Here is a 19,827-nt window from a genome sequence, read left to right on the forward strand (position 1 = left end):
CCTATGGGACTGATCAAGGAAGTGGTCCTGTTGCCCTTCGCCCCGGTACGCGGCAGCGGCTGGGTGATGGAACAGGTACTGCGTGAGGCGGAACGGATCTACTACGACCCCGCCACGGTGAGGGCCGAACTCGCCCGTCTCGAGGAGCAGTTGGAGGCCGGCGAGATCGACGAGGAGGAGTTTGACCGACGTGAGGACGAACTTCTGGACCGGCTGGAGATCGGCCTGCGCGGAGGCGCGGCCACAGGGGACGGGACGGCACTATGAACCGAGTGGGACTTGGCCTCGCGGTAGGGGCCGGATACGTCCTTGGACGTACCAAGAAGATGAAGATGGCCTTCGCGCTGGGCACGCTCGTGGCAGGCAAGAAGCTGCACCTCAGCCCGCGGATGCTCGCTGACCTGGCTTCCCAGCAGCTGCAGAACAACCCGCAGTTCAAGGAGATCGGGGACCAGCTGCGCCAGGATCTGCGAGGCGTCGGCAAAGCGGCCTCCGGTGCGATGGTGGAGCGGCAGATGAGCGCGCTCGCCGACCGCCTGCACGGGCGCACCGCCGAGGTCCGTGACGAGCTCTCGGGCGTCACGGGTAAGGCCACCGGTCTCCTCTCCGACGACGAGGAGGAGGGCGAGGAGCCGGAGGACACCGAGGAGGAGCCCCGGGAGGAGTACGACGACGAGGAGGAGCACGAGGGCGACGAGCCTGAGGACGAGGACTCCGAGGACGAGGAGCCGGAGGCCGAGGACGAGGAGCCGAAGAGGACCGCCAAGCGCGCTCCCGCCAAGAAGGCTCCGGCGAAGAAGGCCGCCAAGCGGGCCCCCGCGAAGAAGGCCCCCGCGAAGAAGGCTCCGGCCAAGAAGGCCGCGGGCAAGCAGACGACGGCGAAGAAGTCCGCCGCCAAGAAGACGACGGCCCGCAAGACGGCCGCTGCCAGAGGCGGCGCCCGCTCGGCCCGGACCCGTCTGCCGAAGGGAGGCGGTGAGTGATGACCGAGGCACTGGGATCGGCGTCGAAAGCGGCAAGCGGCGCCAAGGACGGAGCAGGGCCGCTGAGCGGACTGGCGGGCAGTGAGGCCGCCGACCGGCTCAAGGCGGAGGTGCAGGAGTACCTGGCCGCACAGGCGACCAAGATGCTCACCGGCGTCGGACGCAAACTCGGCGAGACCACCGGCAAGCTGAACGACATAGCCGAGGGCAACAGCCCCGGTTTCGCCAAGCTCGCACTCGACGGCGGCCGCAAGCTGGCCGAGGGCAAGGGCCCGCTGCGCTCGGCGGTGGAACTGGGCGCGACGAAGGCCAAGGACAACGTGGTCGGCGCCCTGAAGAACCTGGGCGGCGGCAAGGGCAAGCGCAAGGGCGGCGCGGGCAACAAGCCCACCGTCATCATCGAGTCCATCGACGTCGGCGTCGATCTGCGCACGGCCTACGACCAGTGGACCAAGTACCAGGACTTCAGCACCTTCGCCAAGGGCGTCAAGAGCGCGAACCGCGCCGACGACACTCAGTCCGACTGGCAGATGAAGATCTTCTGGTCCAACCGGAGCTGGAAGGCGAAGACCACCGAGCAGATTCCCGACGACCGGATCCTGTGGACGTCGGAGGGCGCCAAGGGCACGACGAAGGGCGTCGTCTCCTTCCACCGGCTCGACGACAGCCTCACCCGCGTCCTGCTGGTCATCGAGTACTACCCCAAGGGCCTGTTCGAGAAGACCGGCAACATCTGGCGCGCCCAGGGCCGCCGGGCCCGGCTCGACCTCAAGAACTACGTCCGCTTCATCACCCTCAAGGGCGAGGCGGAGGACGGCTGGCGCGGCGAGATCCGCGACGGCGAGGTCGTCAAGAGCCACGAGGACGCGGTCGCCGAGGAGGAGGAGAACTCCGAGGAGGAGTCCGCGGAGACGGCGGACGAGGGCGACGAGGAGACCGACGAGTACGACGAGGACGAAGAGCCTCGCGACGAGGAAGAGGAAGAGGAGGAGCCCGAGGAGGAGTACGACGAGGACGAGGAGCCCCGGGACGAGGAAGAGGAGGAGCCCGAGGAGGAGGCCGGCGAGTTGGAGGCCGGCGAGGAGGAGCCGGAGTACGAGTACGAGGATGAGGAAGAACCCGAGTACGCCGGAGGCGGGAGCCGTCGATGAGCACGCCCAGCAGGCTGCCTGATCCCTACGGGCACAGCGGCGGCGGCGCCAACCTCGCCGACATCCTCGAGCGCGTGCTCGACAAGGGGGTGGTGATCGCCGGTGACATCCGGATCAACCTGCTCGACATCGAACTCCTCACGATCAAACTGCGGCTGATCGTCGCCTCCGTCGACAAGGCCAAGGAGATGGGCATCGACTGGTGGGAGACCGACCCGGCGCTGTCCTCCGGCGCCCGCCGCGACGAACTCGCGCGTGAGAACGCCGAGTTGCGGGAGCGGCTGGCGCGGCTGGAGCCCGAGCTGGATTCCGGCCGGAGCTCCGGCCGCAGCTCCGGCCGGACCCGCGCCAAGGAGGAGGGCTCATGACCGGACTGCGGTACGTGTACGCCGTCTGCCGCCCCTTCGACGCGGCCCTGCAGGCCCAGCTGACGGGGGTGGCGGGCGACCCGCCCAGAATGCTGAACCATCGCGGCCTCGTCGCCGTCGTCAGCCACGTGCCGGAGCGGGACTTCGCCGAGGACCCGCTCCGGAAGCATCTCGAGGACCTGGACTGGCTCACCGGGACCGCCCGCGCCCACCAGGGCGTGATCGACGCGCTCACCGCCGTCACCACCCCGCTGCCCCTGCGGCTGGGCACGGTCTTCCGGGACGACAGCGGCGTACGCGTCATGATGGAGGCGCGCGAAGAGGCCTTCCGGCGCACCCTCGACCGGCTCGACGGGCGGGTCGAATGGGGCGTGAAGGTGTACGCCGAGAACGAGCCGCCGGAGCCGTCCGAACCGGCGGAGCAGCCGGCGGGGAAGCCCGCCTCGGGCCGTGACTACCTGCGCCGGCGGCGCATGCACGCGCGGGCGCACGAGAACATGTGGGAACAGGCCGAGCAATTCGCGGGCCGGCTGCACGCGACGCTTTCCGACTACGCCGAGGGCTCACGGCTGCACGCCCCGCAGAATTCCGCGCTCTCCGGCGCCTCCGGACAGAACGTGCTCAACGCCGCCTATCTGGTGCCGCGCGGTCATTCCGAGGAATTCGTGGAAGTGGTGGACCGTACGAAGGACGACGTACCGGGAATGCGCGTCGAACTCACCGGACCGTGGGCGGCGTATTCCTTCGTCGAGGAGGTCGGCGATGTCCATGACGCGGGGGAGCGGCCGTGACCGTCGTCGAACGCCGTGAGATCGCCCTCGTGGACCTGCTCGACCGGCTGCTGGCCGGCGGGGTGGTCGTCACGGGGGACATCACGCTGCGCATCGCGGACGTCGACCTCGTCCGCATCGACCTGAACGCGCTGATCAGCTCGGTCAACGAGCAAGTGCCATCACCTTGGGAGAGCTGACGTGACCGCCCGCAGCAACCGGATGGACCTGGATCCCGACACCGTCGAACGCGACCTGGTCAAACTCGTGCTGACCGTCGTCGAGCTGCTGCGCCAGCTCATGGAGCGCCAGGCGCTGCGCCGCTTCGACACGGGAGACCTCACGGAGGACCAGGAGGAGCGGATCGGGCTCACGCTGATGCTCCTGGAGGACCGGATGGCCGAACTGCGCGACCGGTACGGACTGCGGCCCGAGGACCTGAATCTGGACCTCGGGCCGCTGGGGCCGCTGCTTCCCCGGCAATAGGGTTCAGGCGCCCTTCCGGCACAGGATCTCCCCGTGCAGAACGGCGAACCAGCCGTCCTCCCGGGCGCCCCATTCCCGCCAGGCGTCGGACACCGCGCGCAGTTGTTCCGAGGTGGCGTGGCCGCCCTCGGCGGCCCGGTCCGCGTACGCCGACGCCACCGTCCGGTCCGCCCACAGGCCGCTCCACCAGGCCCGCTCCTCGGGCGTGGAGAAGGTCCAGGTGCTGGACGTCGCCGTGATGTCGGTCAGTCCGGCCTGCAGCGCCCAGGACTTCAGCCGGCGTCCGGCGTCCGGCTCGCCGCCGTTGGCGCGGGCCACCCGCCGGTACAGGTCCAGCCAGTCGTCCATCCCCTGGGACGCCGGGTACCAGGTCATGGCCGCGTAGTCGGAGTCGCGCACCGCGATGAACCCGGTCGGTTTCGTCACCCGCTTCATCTCGCGCAGCGCCTGCACCGGGTCGCCGACGTGCTGGAGCACCTGGTGCGCGTGCACCACGCAGAACGTGTCGTCGGGGAAGTCCAGGGCGTGTACGTCCGCGACCGCGAACTCGACGTTCGTCAGGCCGCGTTCGGCGGCCCTGGCCCGCGCCTGGTCCAGGATGCCCGGCGCGTGGTCGACGCCGGTGACCTGCCCGTCCGGGACCAGGGCCGCCAGGTCGGCGGTGATGGTGCCCGGACCGCAGCCGATGTCCAGGATCCTCATGTGCGGCTTCAGGGAACCGAGCAGATAGGCCGCGGAGTTGGCGGCGGTCCGCCAGGTGTGGGAGCGCAGCACCGACTCGTGGTGCCCGTGTGTGTAGACGGCTGTCTCCTGCGGCTTCGACATGGCTGAACTCCCTCGTTCGACATCGTGCCGGTGAGGATCACGCTACGCCCGCATGTCGAATGATGAGACCTTCGTTTTGCCATGTGGACTGACGGTGTGTCAGTCGGTCACTTGCCGGTCGGACTTCGCCGTCGTGCGCGAGGAGGGTGCCGGGAGCGACGCCTCGGCGCGCGGCCGGGCCGGCGGGACCGGCTGGGCGCGGGCGGGCACCAGGACCCGTAGGGCGAAGGCGGCGGCCGCGCCCAGGGCCGCGCCGGCGAGCACGTCGCTCGGGAAGTGCACCCCGGTGTAGACGCGGGAGAGCGCGACGGACCAGGCGACCGGGGCGACCACCGCGCCCCAGGCCGGCGACTCCAGCGCGACGCCGGTCGCGAACGCGGCCGCCGACGCGGCGTGACCGGACGGGAACGACGTGGTGATCGGCTGCCGCTTCAGCCGCCGCCCCAGCGGTACGGGATCGAGGGCGGGCCGGTGGCGGCGCACCGAGCGCTTGCCGATCGTGTTGATGGTCAGCGAGGCCAGGCTGAGGGAGGCGAGGCCGCGGGCGGCGGCGCGGCGGGCCCGCGGGGTGCGGGTCGCCGCCAGCGCGGCCGCGGTCGCGAACCACAGCACGCCGTGGTTGGCGCTCCGGCTCAGCCGGGGCAGCACGGGCCTGGCGGCCGGCCACTTCCGCTCGGCCGCGAACTCGAAGACGCGGCTGTCGAGCGCGCGCAGCCGCTTGCGAAGGGGAGGGAGACCGGGCTTCGGCAGGGTGAGGTCGACGTCGGGGCTCATGTGCTGCCGGTTACCCTGAAGTGCCCGTTTCTTGTCCCGCGGGCGGTGAACGACACCCCGGAGGGCCCCTGTATGCGTCTGCTCCTCATACGCCACGGCCAGACCCCCTCGAACGTCAGTCTGCTGCTCGACACCGCCGTACCGGGCCCGGGCCTGACCGCACTGGGCGAGCAGCAGGCCATGGCCCTTCCCGAGGCGCTCACCGGCGAGGACATCGAGGCCCTGTACGCCTCCACCCTGGTGCGGACCCAGCTGACCGCGGCCCCGCTGGCGGCCGCCCGCGGGCTGGACGTCCAGGTGCGCGACGGCATCCGCGAGCTCGCCGCGGGCGACCTGGAGATGCTGCCCGGCGACACGGAGCACGGCCGCCTCTACATGAAGACCGTGTTCGCCTGGGCGGAGGGGGACACCGCCCTGCGGATGCCCGGCGGGGAGAGCGGCGAGGAGGCGCTCGGGCGCTACGACGCCGTGGTCGCGGAGGCCGCCCGCAGCGGCGCCGGGACGGTCGCCATGGTCAGCCACGGCGCGGCGATCCGGATGTGGACGGCGGCCCGCGCCGACAACGTCGACGTCCCCTTCGCCGCCGCCCGCCCCCTCGACAACACCGGCGTGGTGATCCTGGAGGGCTCGCCCGCCGACGGCTGGAAGGCCCTGTCCTGGGCGGGCGCCGTGGTGACTCCGGCGGGCGAGGGCGGACCCACGGGCCGGCCCGTATAACAGTTTGCCCGCCCTCCGGGGCGGCCCGCAGAATGCGATCTCATGGGACATCTGGAAGCAGCACACCTCGAGTACTACCTCCCCGACGGGAGGGCGCTGCTCGGCGATGTGTCGTTCCGGGTGGGCGAAGGGGCCGCCATGGCCCTCGTCGGCCCCAACGGCGCGGGCAAGACGACGCTGCTGCGGCTGATCTCCGGCGAGCTGAAACCGCACGGCGGCACCGTCACCGTCAGTGGCGGCCTGGGCGTGATGCGGCAGTTCGTGGGCTCCGTACGGGACGAGACGACCGTACGGGACCTGCTCGTGTCGGTCGCGCCGTCCCGCATCCGGGAGGCCGCGCGGGCCGTCGACCTGGCCGAGCACGCCATCATGGCCGTCGACGACGAGGCGGCCCAGCTGGGCTATGCGCAGGCGCTCGCCGACTGGGCCGAGGTGCGCGGCTACGAGGCGGAGACGCTGTGGGACATGTGCACCACGGCCGCGCTCGGGGTGCCGTACGAGAAGGCCCAGTGGCGGCAGGTGCGCACGCTCTCCGGCGGTGAGCAGAAGCGGCTGGTCCTGGAGTCACTGTTCCGCGGCACCGACGAGGTGCTGCTCCTCGACGAGCCGGACAACTACCTCGACGTGCCCGGCAAGCGCTGGCTGGAGGAGCGGCTGAAGGAGACCCGCAAGACGGTCCTGTTCGTCTCCCACGACCGTGAACTCCTCGCCCGTGCCGCCGAGAAGATCGTCTCCGTGGAGCCCTCGCCCGCGGGCGCCGACGCCTGGGTGCACGGCGGCGGCTTCGCCACGTACCACGAGGCGCGGCGCGAACGCTTCGCGCGGTTCGAGGAGTTGCGCAGGCGCTGGGACGAGAAGCACGCCCAGCTGAAGAAGCTGGTGCTGAATCTCCGTCAGGCGGCCAGCATCAGCCATGAGCTGGCCTCCCGCTACCAGGCCGCCCAGACCCGGCTGCGCAAGTTCGAGGAGGCCGGCCCGCCGCCGGAGCCGCCGCGCGAGCAGGACATCACCATGCGTATCAAGGGCGGCCGTACCGGAGTAAGGGCCGTCACCTGCAAGGGACTTGAGCTCACCGGTCTGATGAAGCCGTTCGACCTGGAGGTCTTCTACGGCGAACGCGTCGCCGTCCTCGGCTCCAACGGCTCCGGCAAGTCGCACTTCCTGCGGCTGCTGGCCGGCGAGGAGGTGGCGCACACGGGGGAGTGGAAGCTCGGGGCGCGGGTCGTGCCGGGGCACTTCGCGCAGACCCACGCCCACCCCGAGCTCCAGGGCCGCAAGCTGGTGGACATCCTGTGGCAGGAGCACTCCCAGGACCGGGGCGCGGCGATGTCACGCCTGCGGCGCTACGAGCTGACCGATCAGGCGGAGCAGACCTTCGACCGTCTGTCCGGTGGTCAGCAGGCCCGTTTCCAGATCCTGCTGCTGGAACTCCAGGGCGTCACGGCCCTGCTCCTGGACGAGCCGACGGACAACCTCGACCTGGAGTCCGCGGAGGCCCTCCAGGAGGGGCTGGAGGCTTTCCAGGGCACGGTGCTCGCGGTCACCCACGACCGGTGGTTCGCCCGGTCCTTCGACCGGTATCTGGTGTTCGGCAGCGACGGCCGCGTCCGCGAGAGCGCGGAGGCCGTGTGGGACGAGCGGCGGGTGGAACGGGCGCGGTGATCGGTGGCCTGGGTTCCCGGGGGCCGCTGCCCCCGGACCTGGCCGTCCAGGCCCGGATCGGCGTATGCGGAGGCCCAGGGACCGGGATGTTCGTAAAGTGGATGCAGACAGGTGAGATCCATGGCCTCCACATGGACGGACACGACGAGCGGGGTACCACCATGACCGGAGTCGACCCCAGCCGGCTGGACGATCAGCAGCTCATGAAAGAGCTGGAGACGATCCACCGCACACGCCACGACACCCTGCTGTACGGCTCGACCGATGCGCTGCGGGCCCACAACGATCGCATGGCCCAGCTGGAGGGCGAGTTCCTGCGCCGCAACCCGCGGCGCATGGTGGCCGCGGGCCGCACCCGCGAGGGGGCCCGGGAACGCCACTGCGGGGAGTCGGCGACTCCCCGCAGCTGAGCGCGTGCCGCAGAACCGGTCAGCCCGCACCCTCCGAGAACACGTGCAGGAACGCCTCGCAGAACGCCTTGAGGTCGTCCGGCTTGCGGCTGGTGACCAGCTTGTTGGTGCCGTGGTCGCAGATCTTCACCTGTTCGTCGACCCAGGTGCCGCCCGCGTTGCGGATGTCGGTCTGAAGGCTCGGCCAGGAGGTCAGTTCACGCCCCCGGACCACGTCCGCCTCCACCAGTGTCCACGGGGCGTGGCAGATCGCGGCGACCGGACGGCCCTGCTCGAAGAAGTCCTTCACGAACGACACTGCGTTTTCGTCCATGCGCAGGAAGTCCGGGTTGGCCACGCCGCCCGGCAGGACCAGCGCGCCGAAGGAGCCGGCCGAGGCCTCGCCCACGACCTCGTCCACGGGGAAGGTGTCCGCCTTGTCGAGGTGGTCGAAGGCCTGGATCTCACCGGCCCGCGTCGACACGAGCACGGGCTCGTGTCCGGCGTCCTTCGCGGCCTGCCACGGCTCGGTGAGCTCGACCTGCTCGACGCCCTCGGGTGCTGTCAGAAATGCGATACGCATGATGTTCGACGTCCTTTCCTCGCGCGCCACTTCGACTCGTCGCGGCAACGCTTCCTCGTGCGGCACATCAGTGCCGGCAGCGCGCTGTACATCTGGCATCCCGTCCGCCGGGTACCGACTCCGCGCTCGCGGTCAGCGGATCGATGCCTTCCACGACCGCCCGTACCGTGATGCCGCGATCGGTGAGGACGCCGACGATCCGCTGACCGTCGGCGACCACGCCCGAGGTCATGACCTCCTTGTCATGACCTCCTTGACCAAACCGGCTGTCACCGCGAGCCCTTTCCGGCGTTCTCGGGCCGGGTCAGGGCCTTGGCCAGTTCCTGCACGTTCGCGTAGCGGTCCCTGCCGGGCAGTCGCTCCAAGGCCTCGACGAGGACGTCGGGCGCGTTCTTGCGGCGCAGCACACCCATCAGCTCACCGGGGCCTGCGGGGAAGGAGCTGCGCCCAAGGATCCGGGCCAGCTCCAGCCGGACCGTCTCGAACGAGGCGCCGGTGCTTCCCGGCGCCACCGGGCCTCCCGCCACCTCGGGGTCGTCGTCGGCGGTCGGTTCCGGGTCGTGCCACTCCTCGGTCCGGGTGGGGTGCCCGGAACGGAGCAGTCCCTGCAGTTCATGCTTCATCTCGTCGTCGCGGCGGGCGCTCAGCCGGTCGTTGCCTCGCTGCATGACTCCCTCCAGATCTTCGGGTCCGCACCGCGTACCCGGGGAGCGGACGCCGACACGGGGTTTGTGGGCCCGTGCGGGGTCCGCGCTCGCTTCCCGCGGTCTCACTTCCCGCGATGCGGCAGGAACTCCTGCACCTTCGCCTTGATGCCCTGCCTGACCATGCCGGCGCGGTCCGCGTCGCCCTTGAGGATCGAGGCGGCCGTGGCCTCCATCTGCTCCCAGGTGGCGTGCGGCGGGATCGGCGGGACCGCCGGGTCGGTGAGGAACTCGATGACGGCCGGGCCGTCCGCCTCCAGCCCCGCGCGCCAGCCGGCCTCCACGTCCTCGGGCTTCTCCACCCGCACCCCGGTCAGCCCGAGCGAGCGGGCGAAGGCGGCGTACTGCACGTCCGGGAGCTGCTGCGAGGGCAGGAAGGACGGAGCGCCCTCCATGGCGCGCATCTCCCAGGTGACCTGATTGAGGTCGCGGTTGTTCCAGACGGCGACGACCAGCCGCGGATCCTCCCACAGATCGCGGTACTTGGCCGCCGTGATCATCTCCGCCAGGCCGTTCATCTGCATCGCGCCGTCGCCGACCAGCGCGATCACGGGCCGGTCGGGATGCGCGAACTTCGCGCCGATCGCGTACGGCACTCCGGGGCCCATCGTGGCGAGCGTGCCGGAGAGCGAGGAGCGCATGCCGGGCCGCATCGTCAGGTGCCGGGCGTACCAGTTGGCCGTCGAACCGGAGTCGGAGGTGATGATCGCGTCGTCGGGGAGCATCGGGTCCAGCGCGCGGGCCACGTACTCCGGGTTGATCGGGTCGGCGGACTGCTGCGCCCGCCGTTCCATCACCTCGTGCCAGCGCTTCACGTTCGCGCACACGGTGTCGTACCACTCGGGCCCGCGGTCCTCGCCGATCATCGGGAGCAGCCGCTGCAGGGTCGCCTTCGCGTCGCCGACGAGATTCACCTCGTACGGATAACGCATGCCGACCATGTGCGGGTCGATGTCGATCTGCACCGCCCGCGCCTGGCCGAAGTCCGGCAGGAACTGCGTGTACGGGAAGGAGGAGCCGATGGTCAGCAGGGTGTCGCAGTCCCGCATCAGCTCGTACGACGGACGGGTGCCGAGCAGCCCGATCGAGCCGGTGACGTAGGGGAGTTCGTCGCTGAGGGCGTCCTTGCCGAGCAGCGCCTTGGCCACGCCCGCCTTCAGCCGCCCGGCGATCTGCTCCACCTCGGCGCGTGCCCCGGCGGCGCCCTGCCCGATCAGGATGGCCACCTTGTCACCGGAGTTGAGGATCTCGGCCGCCCGCTGCAGGGACTCCTCGGACGGGACCGCCGTCCACGAGCTGCGGTCCAGGCTCGAGGGCACCATCTTGAACTCGTGCGTGGGCGCCGAGTAGTCGAGCTCCTGCACATCGCCGGGGACGATGATCGCGGTCGGGCAGCGGCGCGCGAGGGAGGTGCGGATCGCCCGGTCGATGACGTTCGGCAGCTGCTCCGGAACCGTCACCGTCTCCACGAACTCCGAGGCGACGTCCTTGTAGAGGGTGTGCAGGTCCACCTCCTGCTGGTACGAGCCGCCCATCGCGGTGCGGTGCGTCTGGCCGACGATGGCCAGCACCGGCACGTGGTCGAGCTTGGCGTCGTACAGCCCGTTGAGCAGGTGGATCGCACCGGGCCCCGAGGTCGCGGCGCAGACGCCGATACGGCCGCTGAACTTCGCGTAGCCGACCGCCTGGAACGCGGACATCTCCTCGTGCCGGGACTGGACGAAACGCGGCTGGTTCTCCGCACGGCCCCACGCGGCGAGCAGGCCGTTGATGCCGTCGCCGGGGTAGCCGAAGACGTGGTCCACACCCCACTCGCGCAGTCGCTGAAGGATGTAGTCGGAGACCTTGATGCTCATGTGCGGTCCTCCCGGGCCTTTGACGTGGAAGTGCGGCAGTCGTCCGCAGGCCGAGTCACCCGGCAGGCTGCCGGAAAACATGCGGGGGTGTTTGCGGCGCCGGCTTCGGGGCAGGCGAGGGTGAGTGCTTCGGACAGGAGGCACGTCCGTGGGTGCGGCATCGAGCCGCCCCGGTCGCGCCTGTTCGAACGCGCGTTCGCTCTCCCACGGTGACCGTCCAAGCCAGAGCACCACCAAGGGAGTTGCGACGCACCATGCCCACCAAAGTGAGCGCGAAGCACCACCCGCACGACGACGCACCCGACACCGGCGAGGCATTCCGCAAGCTCGCCGGCCTTCCCCCGGGCCAGCAGCGCGACACCCTGCGCGGGCAGATTGTCGAGGCATGGCTGCCGATGGCCGAACGGCTCGCGGGCCGCTTCCGCAACCGCGGCGAGAGCTACGAGGACCTGCGGCAGGTCGCGTCCCTCGGCCTGGTCAAGGCCGTCGACCGGTACGACCCCGAGCTCGGCAACGCCTTCGAGAGCTACGCCGTGCCCACCATCACCGGTGAGATCAAGCGGCACTTCCGCGACCACATGTGGACGCTGCACGTGCCGCGCCGGGTCCAGGACCTGCGCAACCGCGTCCGGTTCGCGGCCCAGGACCTGTCCCAGACCATCCCGGGCCGCAGGCCCACCGTCGCGGAGATCGCCGAGCACGCCAACCTGAGCGAGGAGGACGTCCAGGTCGGCCAGCAGGCGCTGGAGAGCTTCACCGCGCTCTCGCTCGACGCCGAAGTGCCGGGCAGCGACGACGGCTACTCCCTGAGCGACGCACTCGGCGCGGCCGACCCCGCGCTGGACACCGTGGTGGACCGGGAGTCGGTCAAGCCGCGGCTGGCCGCGTTGCCCGAGCGGGAGCGGGCCATCCTGTACATGCGGTTCTTCGGCGACATGACGCAGAGCCGGATCGCCGAGGAACTCGGCATCTCGCAGATGCACGTCTCGCGGCTGATCAGCCGCTGCTGCGACCGGATGCGCGACCAGATCATGCGCGAGGCGGCCTGACACCGCAGCCGGCCGCCGGCACTCGCTGCACCCCGGACGCCCGGGCGGGTTCTTCACCCGCTCGGGCGTCCTTGTCGCGCGAATGGGGCTCGGCCGCGCGCGCCTCGCGGCGGGGCGGGCTGTGATGGGCTATGGGGCACGACCACCGTGCTCCTGAGAACCCGCCGGTCGAAGGAGCTCCACCCATGCGTTCCACCGCCCGTGTCCTCTCCGTGGCGGCCCTGGCCAGTGCCACACTCGGCTTCGCCGCCTCGGCCGCCCTCGCGGACGCGGGGGCGGAGGTCAGTCCGAGCACCGTCTCCCCGGGGGGCAGCGTCACCGTCTCGGTCTCCTGCGAAGCCATGGACGGCGAGGCCCCGGCCGCCATCGACGCCACCTCCGACGCCTTCGACGAGGGCACCGTCCAGTTGCAGCGGGTCCCCGGCAACGACGACAAGGCCGCCGGCCCCGCCTACCGCGGCACCGCCCGGGTCTCCTCCGCCGAGGACTTCGCGGCCGACGACGGTCCCGACGGCGCCGCGGCCCAGGACGCCGCCCAGACCGTCGACGGCACCTGCCCGGCGGCCCCCGGCGGCAAGGGCAAGCCGTGGCGCGCCACGTTCCACGCGGACCACGGCGGCGGCGAGAGCGGCCCGGCAGTGCCCGGCGACGACGGCAGCGCGGCGCCGGGAGGCGACGGCAGCGGCTACGTCCCCGGAGGCGACAGCAGCGTCGCCCCCGGAGGCGGCGGTGGCGGTCTCGTCCCCGGCGGCGACAGCGCGGACCGGCCGTGCAAGGAGCCCAGCGCCGGCCCCTGCGCCGACTCGCCGGTCCAGCACGGCGTGCAGGCCGGCGAGGGCGGCACTTTCACCGACTCCGTGCCGGCTCTGGTCGGTGGCGGCATCCTGATTGCGGGAGCGCTGGGCGCGGCCGTGTACCGGCTGTGCCACCGGGGCTCCGTCCTGCGCGGCTGACCGCCGCGCGTGACGGGCGCAACGCCGGCGGACGCCCATGGCCCGGCGGCACCCTGGGTACCCGGGGCCCGAGGGCCACGACTGCGCGGAGGTACGCATGCGGCGGACGGACCCGGAAGGCCGCGGCCCCGTCCGTTACGGGCCCCCGCTTCCCGAGGACGGGCTTCCCGTGCCGCCCGAACTCGCCGCCGCACTGGCCGCGGCCGCAACCCGGACCGACGCCGAACCCATAGGCGGTGGACCCGAGCTGACCGGGGCCGCCTGCGGCTACTGGGAGCGCCGCGGCCTGGCCACCGAGCCTGATCTCGTGGCCGCCGCCCCCGGCGCGCCCGCCCTGCTGGTCGCGCTGACCGCAGCCCTCGGCGGCGACGTCCTGGTGCCCAGGCCCTGCGCGGCCTGGTGGGCGCCGTACGCGCGCCTGTTGGGAAGACCGGCGTTCCACGTCGGGACGCCGGCCGAGAGCGGCGGCGTCCCGGACCCGTACGCCCTGCTGGAGACCGTGCGCCGAGTGCGCGCCGAGGGCGGTGACCCGCGGCTGCTCGTGCTGTCGGTCGCCGACGACCCCACCGCCACCGTCGCCCCGCCCGACGCGCTGCACGAGTGCGTCGAGGCCGCCGCCGCCGAGGGCCTGCATCTGGTCAGCGACGAGACCTGGCGCGACACCGTGCACGCCCCGCACGACACCGTGCTGGTCAGCCCCGCCGAGATGCTGCCCGACCGGGTCACCGTCGTCACGGACCTGGCGGGCGCGCTGCTGCCGACGGGCTGGCCGGCCGCGGTCGCCCGGTTCCCGGCGGACGCGTCCGGCCGCGCCCTCCACGCGCGCGTGCTCGACGTGCTGACCGCGCTCGGCGCCCGGATCGCGGGGCCGGTCGCCGCCACCGCCGCCTACGCGCTGGACGAGCCGGAGCCGGTCACCGCCCGGGTGGCCGGCTCCGTACGCCTGCACGCGCGCGTGGCCGCGGCCGTGCACAGGGAGATCATCGCGACCGGCACCCTGTCCCGGCCCCCGCAGGCCGGCCGCCACCTCTACGCCGACCTCGGCCCGCTGCGCTCAGCCCTCACCGCCCACGGTGTGGGCGACGCGCAGGAACTGGAGGACTTCCTCTCCGCCCGGCTCGGCATGCCCGCGCCCGGCGGCCACCGCTTCGGCGACGAACTCGGCGCCCTGCGCGTCCGGCTGTCCACCGGCCCGCTCCTGGGGCATACGGACGACGAACGCGCGGAATGCCTCACATCCCCCGCGCCGTTGGAACTGCCACACGTGCAACGCGCGTTGACCCATGTGAAGTCGGTCTTCGACGACCTTCGCGACGACGCTCAGCGACGGGAGCCTCCTCGATGACGCAGCAGTCCGAGTCGACCACCACCACGAGCACGAGCACGCCCACCCGGGAGGCCGAAGCCCCCGCGTCCGCGCGGAGGTTCGCGCCCCCGTTCCCGCCGCTCGCCGAACCCCGCCCGCCGGGTGAGCGCCGGGTCTGGCCGCGCACCTTCCACGACCGGCTGACCGCTCCGCTGCCCGGTCTGAAGGCCATGGCCCGCTTCGCCCGCGAGGGCTCGATCCGCCCCGGTCCCGAGGGCCTCGCCGACATCCCCCGGCTCCCCTGCGAACCCGGACCGGTGCCCCGCGTCGACTCCCGCACCGTCGCCGTCTCCTGGGCGGGCCACGCCAGTTGGGTCGTGCAGATCGGCGGCCTGACCATCTTGACCGACCCGGTCTGGTCCCGCCGCATCCTCGGCACCCCCGCGCGCATCACCCCGGTGGGCATCGACTGGAACAGCCTCCCGCGCGTGGACGCGGTCGTCATCAGCCACAACCACTACGACCACCTCGACGCCCCCACGCTGCGCCGCCTCCCGCGCGACACCCCGGTGTTCGTGCCCGCCGGGCTCGGTGCCTGGTTCCGCCGCCGCCGTTTCACCGTCGTCACCGAGCTGGACTGGTGGGAGGCGTCCGAACTGAACGGCGTGCGCCTCGACTTCGTCCCCGCCCACCACTGGTCCAAGCGCACCCTCACCGACACCTGCCACTCCCTGTGGGGCGGCTGGGTCCTCACGGCCCCCGACGGACAGCGCGTCTACTTCGCCGGCGACACGGGCTACGGCCACTGGTTCTCCCGGATCGGCAGCCGCTACCCCGGCATCGACCTGGCCCTCCTTCCCATCGGCGCCTACGACCCCCGCTGGTGGCTCAGCGACGTCCACTGCAGCCCGGAGGAGGCGGTGCGTGCGGCGCAGGACGTCGGCGCGAAGGCCATGGCCCCGATGCACTGGGGCACGTTCGTGCTGTCGGCGGAGCCGGTCCTGGAGCCGCTCACGCGGGTGCGGGCGGCCTGGCAGAAGGCGGGGCTGGACCGTGACGACCTGTGGGACCTCCCGGTCGGGGCCTCACGGGTGTGGTGAGGGCGGTGTGGTGGGGGCTTCGGGCCTCAAGCGGTGGAGCGCACCCGCCTCCACACACTCGGCGCCGCGCCGAGCAGCACGGTCAGCGCGACCGCCGCGACCACGCCTTCCCACGGCTCCGGGAACAGGGAGCCCCCGAGAATCCCGATCAACTGGTACGTCAGCGCCCATGCGAGGCAGGCAGGGAGGTTCCCCCGCGCGAACCGCCGGAACGGCCACTTCGCCAGCAGACAGGCGAGCATCACCGGGATACGCCCGGCCGGCACCAGCCGGGACAGCACCAGGACGGCGATCCCGTGGTCGCCGAGCTTCGCCTGGGCCTGCTCCAGCCGGTCCTCCGGCGCCCGCGCCCGGATCGCCTCCAGCCACCGCGACCCGTTCTTCGACTTCATCCCGCGCCGCCCCAGCCAGTACAGCGCCGCGTCCCCGAGGAACGCGGCCAGTGACGCCGTCACGAAGACCAGCGCCATGGAGAACGGCGCCTCCTGATGGAAGGCCACCACGGCCGCCGAACTCACCAGGGCCCCCGTCGGAATGACCGGGACCAGCGCCCCGAACAGCACCAGCAGGAACAGCGACGGATACCCGATCGCCTGCTGCGTGGACTCCGTCGGCACGACGATCGCGGTGACGGCGAGCCACATCACCGGGCGACCTCCAGCCGTATGCTCTCCCCGTGCCCGAGCCGGTGCACCGCGACGTCCGGGGCGTACTCGGCCGCGAGGCGCACGAACTCCTCGCCGGGGGAGTGGAATTCGTGCGGCCGTACCGCGTCCATGCCGACGGGCCAGTATGTGCCGTAGTGCACCGGGACCGCGCTGCGCGGCGCGAGCCGGGCCAGCGCCCGGGCCGCCCGCCCCGCGTCCAGATGCCCCTCGCCGAGGAACGGGCCCCAGCCGCCCACCGGCAGCAGCGCCACGTCGACCGGCCCGACCTCCCGCGCCATCGCGTCGAACAGCCCGGTGTCCCCGGCGAAGTAGGTGCGCGCCTCGCCCTCCAGGACGTAGCCGAGCGCGGGGGAGCGGTGCGGGCCGAGCGGCAGCCGCCGTCCGTCGTGCCGCGCGGGCACGACCCGTACGACGAGCTCACCGACCGTCACCCGGTCCCCGGGCGCCACTTCGCTCACTCTGAGGTGAGTGAGCCGGCGCAGTGCGGGGACCGCCCGGGGTGCGCCCCGGGGCACCAGCAGGCGCGTGCCCTCGGCGAGCCGCTCCAGGGACGGAACGTGCAGGTGGTCGGCGTGCAGATGCGAGACAAGGGCCACGTCGGCGCGCCAGGCGGCGGGCGGCGGCAGCGCCCCGCGACGGCGGCGTAGGTGGGCGAGGCGGCGGGCGAACAGGGGGTCGGTGAGCAGGCGCACGTCCGAGTCGGTGACCGTGCAGGTCGCGTGACCCCACCAGGTGATCTCCACCGGCACCTCTTTGCCTCCTTCGCGCGACTCCCCCGAAGCCTACGGGCAGGAGTAGGGTCGGCGCCGAAACCCAGAGGTGAGGGGGACGCCATGGGACCGGTGCGTGTCACGGCGATCGCGAGTCTGACGCCGCTCGAGGAACTGGACGCCGATCCCTTCCTGGTGGACTCCCGCAGCCAGCACGCGATGTGCGCGCGCTGGGCCGCCGAGCGGGGCTACATCGTCAGCCGGGAGCTCCTGGTGCGGGGGCTGCGGGCGGACCACTGCGTGCTGTGGGACGGCGTCCGGCCGGGGGTCGACCTGTTCGTGGCGCCCAGCCGCCGGGTGCTGGAGAGCGCGTTGTCGTCCGTCGACGACTTCACCGCCGAGTGCGCCCGGCGCGGGGTGCGGGTCGAGACCGTGGGCTCCGCGGAACCCTGCTACGACGCGCAGATGAAGGCACGGGTGCACCGGCGCCTGTCGATGCCGACCGCCGGGTACGACGGGCGCTGAGCCGCCCCTGCCGCGGCGGAAACAGGTTGCCCGGCCCGTATGACAGTCTGAGTGCAGGCCCGCACCGACGACGGGCCAGGACGTGAGGTGGACTGGGCGTGCGTGGCGGGCGGTGGCGGCGGATCGCAAGTCAGGTGGGGCGGAGCGTCACGGTGTGGGCGGTCTCCACCCTCACCATGCTCGTGCTCGCGGGCATCCTGCCGGACTTCCGCCTCCAGTCGCCCGACGGCGAGAGCGCCACGCACATCGCCGTCACCGCCGCGTTCGGCGCCGGGGCCTTCGGTGTGCTGTCGGCCCTGGTCTGGCCGCTGCTGGTACGGCTGTTGCTGCTCGTGCCCGCGCTCGTGCTGGGACTGCTGGTCTTCGTGCTGAACGGCTCCCTGCTGCTGGTCGCCCTGCGGCTCAACCCGGCCAGCAGCGCCGAGGCGGCCCCCGAGACGGCCGTGGTGGTGGCCGCCGTCATGTCCGCCGTCGCCTCCGCGACCGGCGCCGCCCTCACGGTGCGCGACGACGACGCCTACCGGCGCCGTCTCTACCGCCTCTCCGACCGCCGCCGCAGACACCGGCCCCCGGGCCCGTCCACCCCGGGCACGGTCTTCCTGCAGCTCGACGGCGTCGGCCACGACGTGCTCGTGGCGGCGGCCGCGAAGGGGGTGATGCCCACGATGGCCCGGTGGCTGGAGGGCACCCACCGGCTCACCCCCTGGCGCACCGACTGGTCCAGCCAGACCGGCGCCAGCCAGCTCGGCATCCTGCACGGCAGCAACCACGACGTCCCGGCCTTCCGCTGGTACGAGAAGGACACACGCGAGGTGATGGTCTGCAACCGGCCCACGAGCGCCGCCGAGCTCCAGCGCCGCGCCGTCGAGCGCACCGGTGACGGCGGCCTGCTCGCCGCCGACGGAGCGAGCCGCGGCAATCTCTTCAGCGGCGGGGCCGACGAGCAGGCCCTCGTGCTGTCCATAGCCACCCGCCGCCGCGGCCGGGACAACCGCTCCCGGGCGGGCTATTTCGCGTACTTCTCCGACCCGGCCAACGCCGTGCGCACCGCGATGTCCTTCGTCGCCGAAGTCGGCCGCGAGATCGGCCAGTCCACCCGTGCCGCCGTCCGCAAGCAGCGCCCGCGCGTCGCCCGCGGCGGCCTCTACCCCCTGATCCGCGCCTTCGCGACCGTCGTCGAACGGGACGTCGTCGTCGCCGCGGTGATGGGCGACATGCTCGCCGGGCGCACCGCCGTCTACGCCGACCTGGTCGCGTACGACGAGGTGGCGCACCACTCCGGGCCGATGAGCCGTGACGCCGAGAAGGTCCTCGAACGCCTGGACCGCGCGCTGGCGCTGATCGCGCACGTCGCCGAGCACGCCCCGCGGCCGTACCGGATCGTCGTCCTGTCCGACCACGGGCAGAGCCCCGGCGAGACCTTCCGCGCCCGCTACGGCCTCGGCCTCGGCGACCTGGTCCGGGCCGGCTGCGGGCTGCCCGTGCCGCGCAGGGCGCGGCGCACGCACAGCGGGGCCGAGGCCCGCGCCGCCGTGCGGGCCGCGCTGCGCCGGCCCGTCGAGGCGGGTGGCGAGCAGCGGCTCCCCGCCGGCCGCCGCTCCGAGCCGCTGGTGCTGGCCTCCGGCAACCTCGGCCTGGTCTCCTTCCCGGACGTGCCGCACCGGATGAGCAAGGAGGAGATCGACGCCCGCCACCCGGCGCTGCTGACGACGCTCGCCAACCATCCCGGCGTCGGCTTCCTGCTGGTGCGCAGCGAGGAGCACGGCGGCGTCGTGCTCGGCGCGTACGGCGCCGAGATCCCGCTCGACATGCTCGACGACAAGCCGGGCCCGCTGGAGGTGTTCGGCCCCGGCGCCGCCGACGCCGTCCGGCGTACGCACGCCTTCCCGCACACCGCCGACATCATGGTCAACTCCTTCCACGACCCGGCCGACGGCGAGGTGCTGGCCTTCGAGGAGCAGATCGGCTCGCACGGCGGGCTCGGCGGCGCGCAGGCCAGGCCGTTCCTGCTCTGGCCGCTCGCCTTCTCCGAGCCGGTCGAGGCAGGTGCCGAACTCGTGGGCGCCGAGCAGATGCACCGCGTCCTGCGCCGCTGGCTGTGCGAGACCAACGGCCCCCAGGTGCCGCTCGGCACGGAGCCGGAGGAGCGGGCCGCGTGAAAATCGGCTGCGCCCGCTGATCCGTACGCACACACTGTCCGTATCGGACATCGCGCCCCTGTGCGCCCTTCTCGACCCCTTTGGAGCCG

General features: G+C 72.4%; 22 protein-coding genes and 2 pseudogenes. 16 read left to right on the forward strand and 8 right to left on the reverse strand.

Annotation, left to right across the window (positions count from 1 at the left end; all coding sequences use genetic code 11):
- The first annotated feature begins 3 nt into the window (after nucleotides 1–3).
- Genes ACIBN2_RS08515 through ACIBN2_RS08545 form a run of 7 tightly spaced genes read left to right on the forward strand, consistent with a single transcriptional unit; the run spans nucleotide 4 to nucleotide 3,758 of the window.
- Nucleotides 4–267: a gas vesicle protein GvpG gene (locus tag ACIBN2_RS08515; RefSeq protein ID WP_399133461.1), complete on the forward strand. Its 264-nt coding sequence runs from the start codon at nucleotides 4–6 to the stop codon at nucleotides 265–267.
- A complete protein-coding gene (locus tag ACIBN2_RS08520; RefSeq protein ID WP_399133462.1) occupies nucleotides 264–983 on the forward strand; it encodes a DNA primase in 720 nt (239 codons plus the stop codon). The genes ACIBN2_RS08515 and ACIBN2_RS08520 overlap by 4 nt, the downstream gene beginning before the upstream one ends.
- Nucleotides 983–2,134 carry an SRPBCC family protein gene (locus ACIBN2_RS08525; RefSeq protein WP_399133463.1) on the forward strand — a complete coding sequence of 384 codons (1,152 nt, stop codon included), beginning with the start codon at nucleotides 983–985 and terminating at the stop codon, nucleotides 2,132–2,134. The genes ACIBN2_RS08520 and ACIBN2_RS08525 overlap by 1 nt, the downstream gene beginning before the upstream one ends.
- Complete coding sequence (locus ACIBN2_RS08530; protein WP_399133464.1) at nucleotides 2,131–2,502, forward strand: gas vesicle protein; 372 nt, start codon at nucleotides 2,131–2,133, stop codon at nucleotides 2,500–2,502. Before ACIBN2_RS08525 ends, ACIBN2_RS08530 begins: the two co-directional genes overlap by 4 nt.
- The gene (locus ACIBN2_RS08535; RefSeq protein ID WP_399133465.1) at nucleotides 2,499–3,293 is read left to right on the forward strand and encodes a GvpL/GvpF family gas vesicle protein; all 795 of its coding nucleotides are present in this window, start codon (nucleotides 2,499–2,501) and stop codon (nucleotides 3,291–3,293) included. Before ACIBN2_RS08530 ends, ACIBN2_RS08535 begins: the two co-directional genes overlap by 4 nt.
- Nucleotides 3,290–3,472 carry a gas vesicle protein gene (locus ACIBN2_RS08540; RefSeq protein ID WP_384260136.1) on the forward strand — a complete coding sequence of 61 codons (183 nt, stop codon included), beginning with the start codon at nucleotides 3,290–3,292 and terminating at the stop codon, nucleotides 3,470–3,472. The genes ACIBN2_RS08535 and ACIBN2_RS08540 overlap by 4 nt, the downstream gene beginning before the upstream one ends.
- A 1-nt stretch (nucleotide 3,473) precedes the next feature.
- On the forward strand, nucleotides 3,474–3,758 hold the full coding sequence (locus ACIBN2_RS08545; protein ID WP_384260138.1) for a gas vesicle protein K: 285 nt from the start codon (nucleotides 3,474–3,476) through the stop codon (nucleotides 3,756–3,758).
- A 3-nt stretch (nucleotides 3,759–3,761) separates the two neighbouring features.
- Here ACIBN2_RS08545 and ACIBN2_RS08550 read toward each other — a convergent pair whose 3' ends face one another.
- The gene (locus ACIBN2_RS08550) at nucleotides 3,762–4,583 is read right to left on the reverse strand and encodes a class I SAM-dependent methyltransferase (RefSeq protein ID WP_399133466.1); all 822 of its coding nucleotides are present in this window, start codon (nucleotides 4,581–4,583) and stop codon (nucleotides 3,762–3,764) included.
- Between the two features lie 162 nt (nucleotides 4,584–4,745).
- Nucleotides 4,746–5,357, reverse strand: a pseudogene (locus tag ACIBN2_RS08555) (phosphatase PAP2 family protein); the annotation flags it as partial.
- Nucleotides 5,358–5,429: 72 nt separating this feature from the next.
- Between ACIBN2_RS08555 and ACIBN2_RS08560 the strand changes: the two are divergent.
- The 3 genes from ACIBN2_RS08560 (at nucleotide 5,430) to ACIBN2_RS08570 (ending at nucleotide 8,146) form a co-directional block, all read left to right on the forward strand.
- Nucleotides 5,430–6,074, forward strand: coding sequence for a histidine phosphatase family protein (locus ACIBN2_RS08560; RefSeq protein WP_399133467.1), 645 nt, complete (start codon nucleotides 5,430–5,432; stop codon nucleotides 6,072–6,074).
- A 42-nt stretch (nucleotides 6,075–6,116) separates the two neighbouring features.
- Nucleotides 6,117–7,736 (forward strand): ABC-F family ATP-binding cassette domain-containing protein, encoded by a 1,620-nt coding sequence (locus ACIBN2_RS08565; RefSeq protein WP_399133468.1) that lies wholly within the window; start codon nucleotides 6,117–6,119, stop codon nucleotides 7,734–7,736.
- A gap of 131 nt (nucleotides 7,737–7,867) precedes the next feature.
- A complete protein-coding gene (locus tag ACIBN2_RS08570; protein WP_399133469.1) occupies nucleotides 7,868–8,146 on the forward strand; it encodes a DUF6158 family protein in 279 nt (92 codons plus the stop codon).
- Between the two features lie 19 nt (nucleotides 8,147–8,165).
- On the opposite strand, the gene ACIBN2_RS08575 is transcribed toward ACIBN2_RS08570, so the two are convergent.
- The 4 genes and pseudogenes from ACIBN2_RS08575 to ACIBN2_RS08590 all read right to left on the reverse strand — a co-directional run bounded on the left by ACIBN2_RS08575 (nucleotide 8,166) and on the right by ACIBN2_RS08590 (nucleotide 11,268).
- Nucleotides 8,166–8,708, reverse strand: a complete 543-nt coding sequence (locus ACIBN2_RS08575; protein WP_399133470.1) for a type 1 glutamine amidotransferase domain-containing protein — start codon at nucleotides 8,706–8,708, stop codon at nucleotides 8,166–8,168.
- A gap of 112 nt (nucleotides 8,709–8,820) precedes the next feature.
- Nucleotides 8,821–8,928 (reverse strand): annotated as a pseudogene (locus tag ACIBN2_RS08580) (CBS domain-containing protein); the annotation flags it as partial.
- A 49-nt stretch (nucleotides 8,929–8,977) separates the two neighbouring features.
- Nucleotides 8,978–9,376, reverse strand: coding sequence for a DUF2795 domain-containing protein (locus ACIBN2_RS08585; protein ID WP_399133471.1), 399 nt, complete (start codon nucleotides 9,374–9,376; stop codon nucleotides 8,978–8,980).
- Nucleotides 9,377–9,477: 101 nt separating this feature from the next.
- Entirely contained in the window at nucleotides 9,478–11,268 is a 1,791-nt protein-coding gene (locus tag ACIBN2_RS08590) for a thiamine pyrophosphate-requiring protein (RefSeq protein ID WP_399133472.1), read from the reverse strand.
- A 254-nt stretch (nucleotides 11,269–11,522) separates the two neighbouring features.
- Between ACIBN2_RS08590 and ACIBN2_RS08595 the strand changes: the two genes are divergently transcribed.
- The 4 genes from ACIBN2_RS08595 to ACIBN2_RS08610 all read left to right on the forward strand — a co-directional run bounded on the left by ACIBN2_RS08595 (nucleotide 11,523) and on the right by ACIBN2_RS08610 (nucleotide 15,676).
- Nucleotides 11,523–12,317 (forward strand): RNA polymerase sigma factor SigF, encoded by a 795-nt coding sequence (locus ACIBN2_RS08595; RefSeq protein ID WP_399133473.1) that lies wholly within the window; start codon nucleotides 11,523–11,525, stop codon nucleotides 12,315–12,317.
- A gap of 185 nt (nucleotides 12,318–12,502) precedes the next feature.
- The gene (locus tag ACIBN2_RS08600) at nucleotides 12,503–13,270 is read left to right on the forward strand and encodes a hypothetical protein (RefSeq protein ID WP_399133474.1); all 768 of its coding nucleotides are present in this window, start codon (nucleotides 12,503–12,505) and stop codon (nucleotides 13,268–13,270) included.
- A gap of 97 nt (nucleotides 13,271–13,367) precedes the next feature.
- Nucleotides 13,368–14,615: an aminotransferase class I/II-fold pyridoxal phosphate-dependent enzyme gene (locus ACIBN2_RS08605; RefSeq protein ID WP_399133475.1), complete on the forward strand. Its 1,248-nt coding sequence runs from the start codon at nucleotides 13,368–13,370 to the stop codon at nucleotides 14,613–14,615.
- On the forward strand, nucleotides 14,612–15,676 hold the full coding sequence (locus ACIBN2_RS08610) for an MBL fold metallo-hydrolase (protein ID WP_399133476.1): 1,065 nt from the start codon (nucleotides 14,612–14,614) through the stop codon (nucleotides 15,674–15,676). Before ACIBN2_RS08605 ends, ACIBN2_RS08610 begins: the two co-directional genes overlap by 4 nt.
- A 26-nt stretch (nucleotides 15,677–15,702) precedes the next feature.
- Here the strand turns inward: ACIBN2_RS08610 and ACIBN2_RS08615 are convergent, their stop codons facing one another.
- Nucleotides 15,703–16,320, reverse strand: a complete 618-nt coding sequence (locus tag ACIBN2_RS08615) for a DedA family protein (protein ID WP_399133962.1) — start codon at nucleotides 16,318–16,320, stop codon at nucleotides 15,703–15,705.
- Complete coding sequence (locus ACIBN2_RS08620; RefSeq protein WP_399133477.1) at nucleotides 16,320–17,093, reverse strand: MBL fold metallo-hydrolase; 774 nt, start codon at nucleotides 17,091–17,093, stop codon at nucleotides 16,320–16,322. The genes ACIBN2_RS08615 and ACIBN2_RS08620 overlap by 1 nt, the downstream gene beginning before the upstream one ends.
- Nucleotides 17,094–17,177: 84 nt before the next feature.
- Here ACIBN2_RS08620 and ACIBN2_RS08625 point away from each other — a divergent pair, with 84 nt between their 5' ends.
- Together ACIBN2_RS08625 and ACIBN2_RS08630 are read left to right on the forward strand one after the other, a co-directional pair.
- Entirely contained in the window at nucleotides 17,178–17,579 is a 402-nt protein-coding gene (locus ACIBN2_RS08625) for a hypothetical protein (protein WP_399133478.1), read from the forward strand.
- Nucleotides 17,580–17,731: 152 nt separating this feature from the next.
- On the forward strand, nucleotides 17,732–19,738 hold the full coding sequence (locus ACIBN2_RS08630; RefSeq protein ID WP_399133963.1) for an alkaline phosphatase family protein: 2,007 nt from the start codon (nucleotides 17,732–17,734) through the stop codon (nucleotides 19,736–19,738).
- The last annotated feature ends 89 nt before the right edge of the window (nucleotides 19,739–19,827 follow it).

The organism is Streptomyces sp. NPDC050534 (assembly GCF_044457745.1).
Lineage (GTDB): Bacteria > Actinomycetota > Actinomycetes > Streptomycetales > Streptomycetaceae > Streptomyces.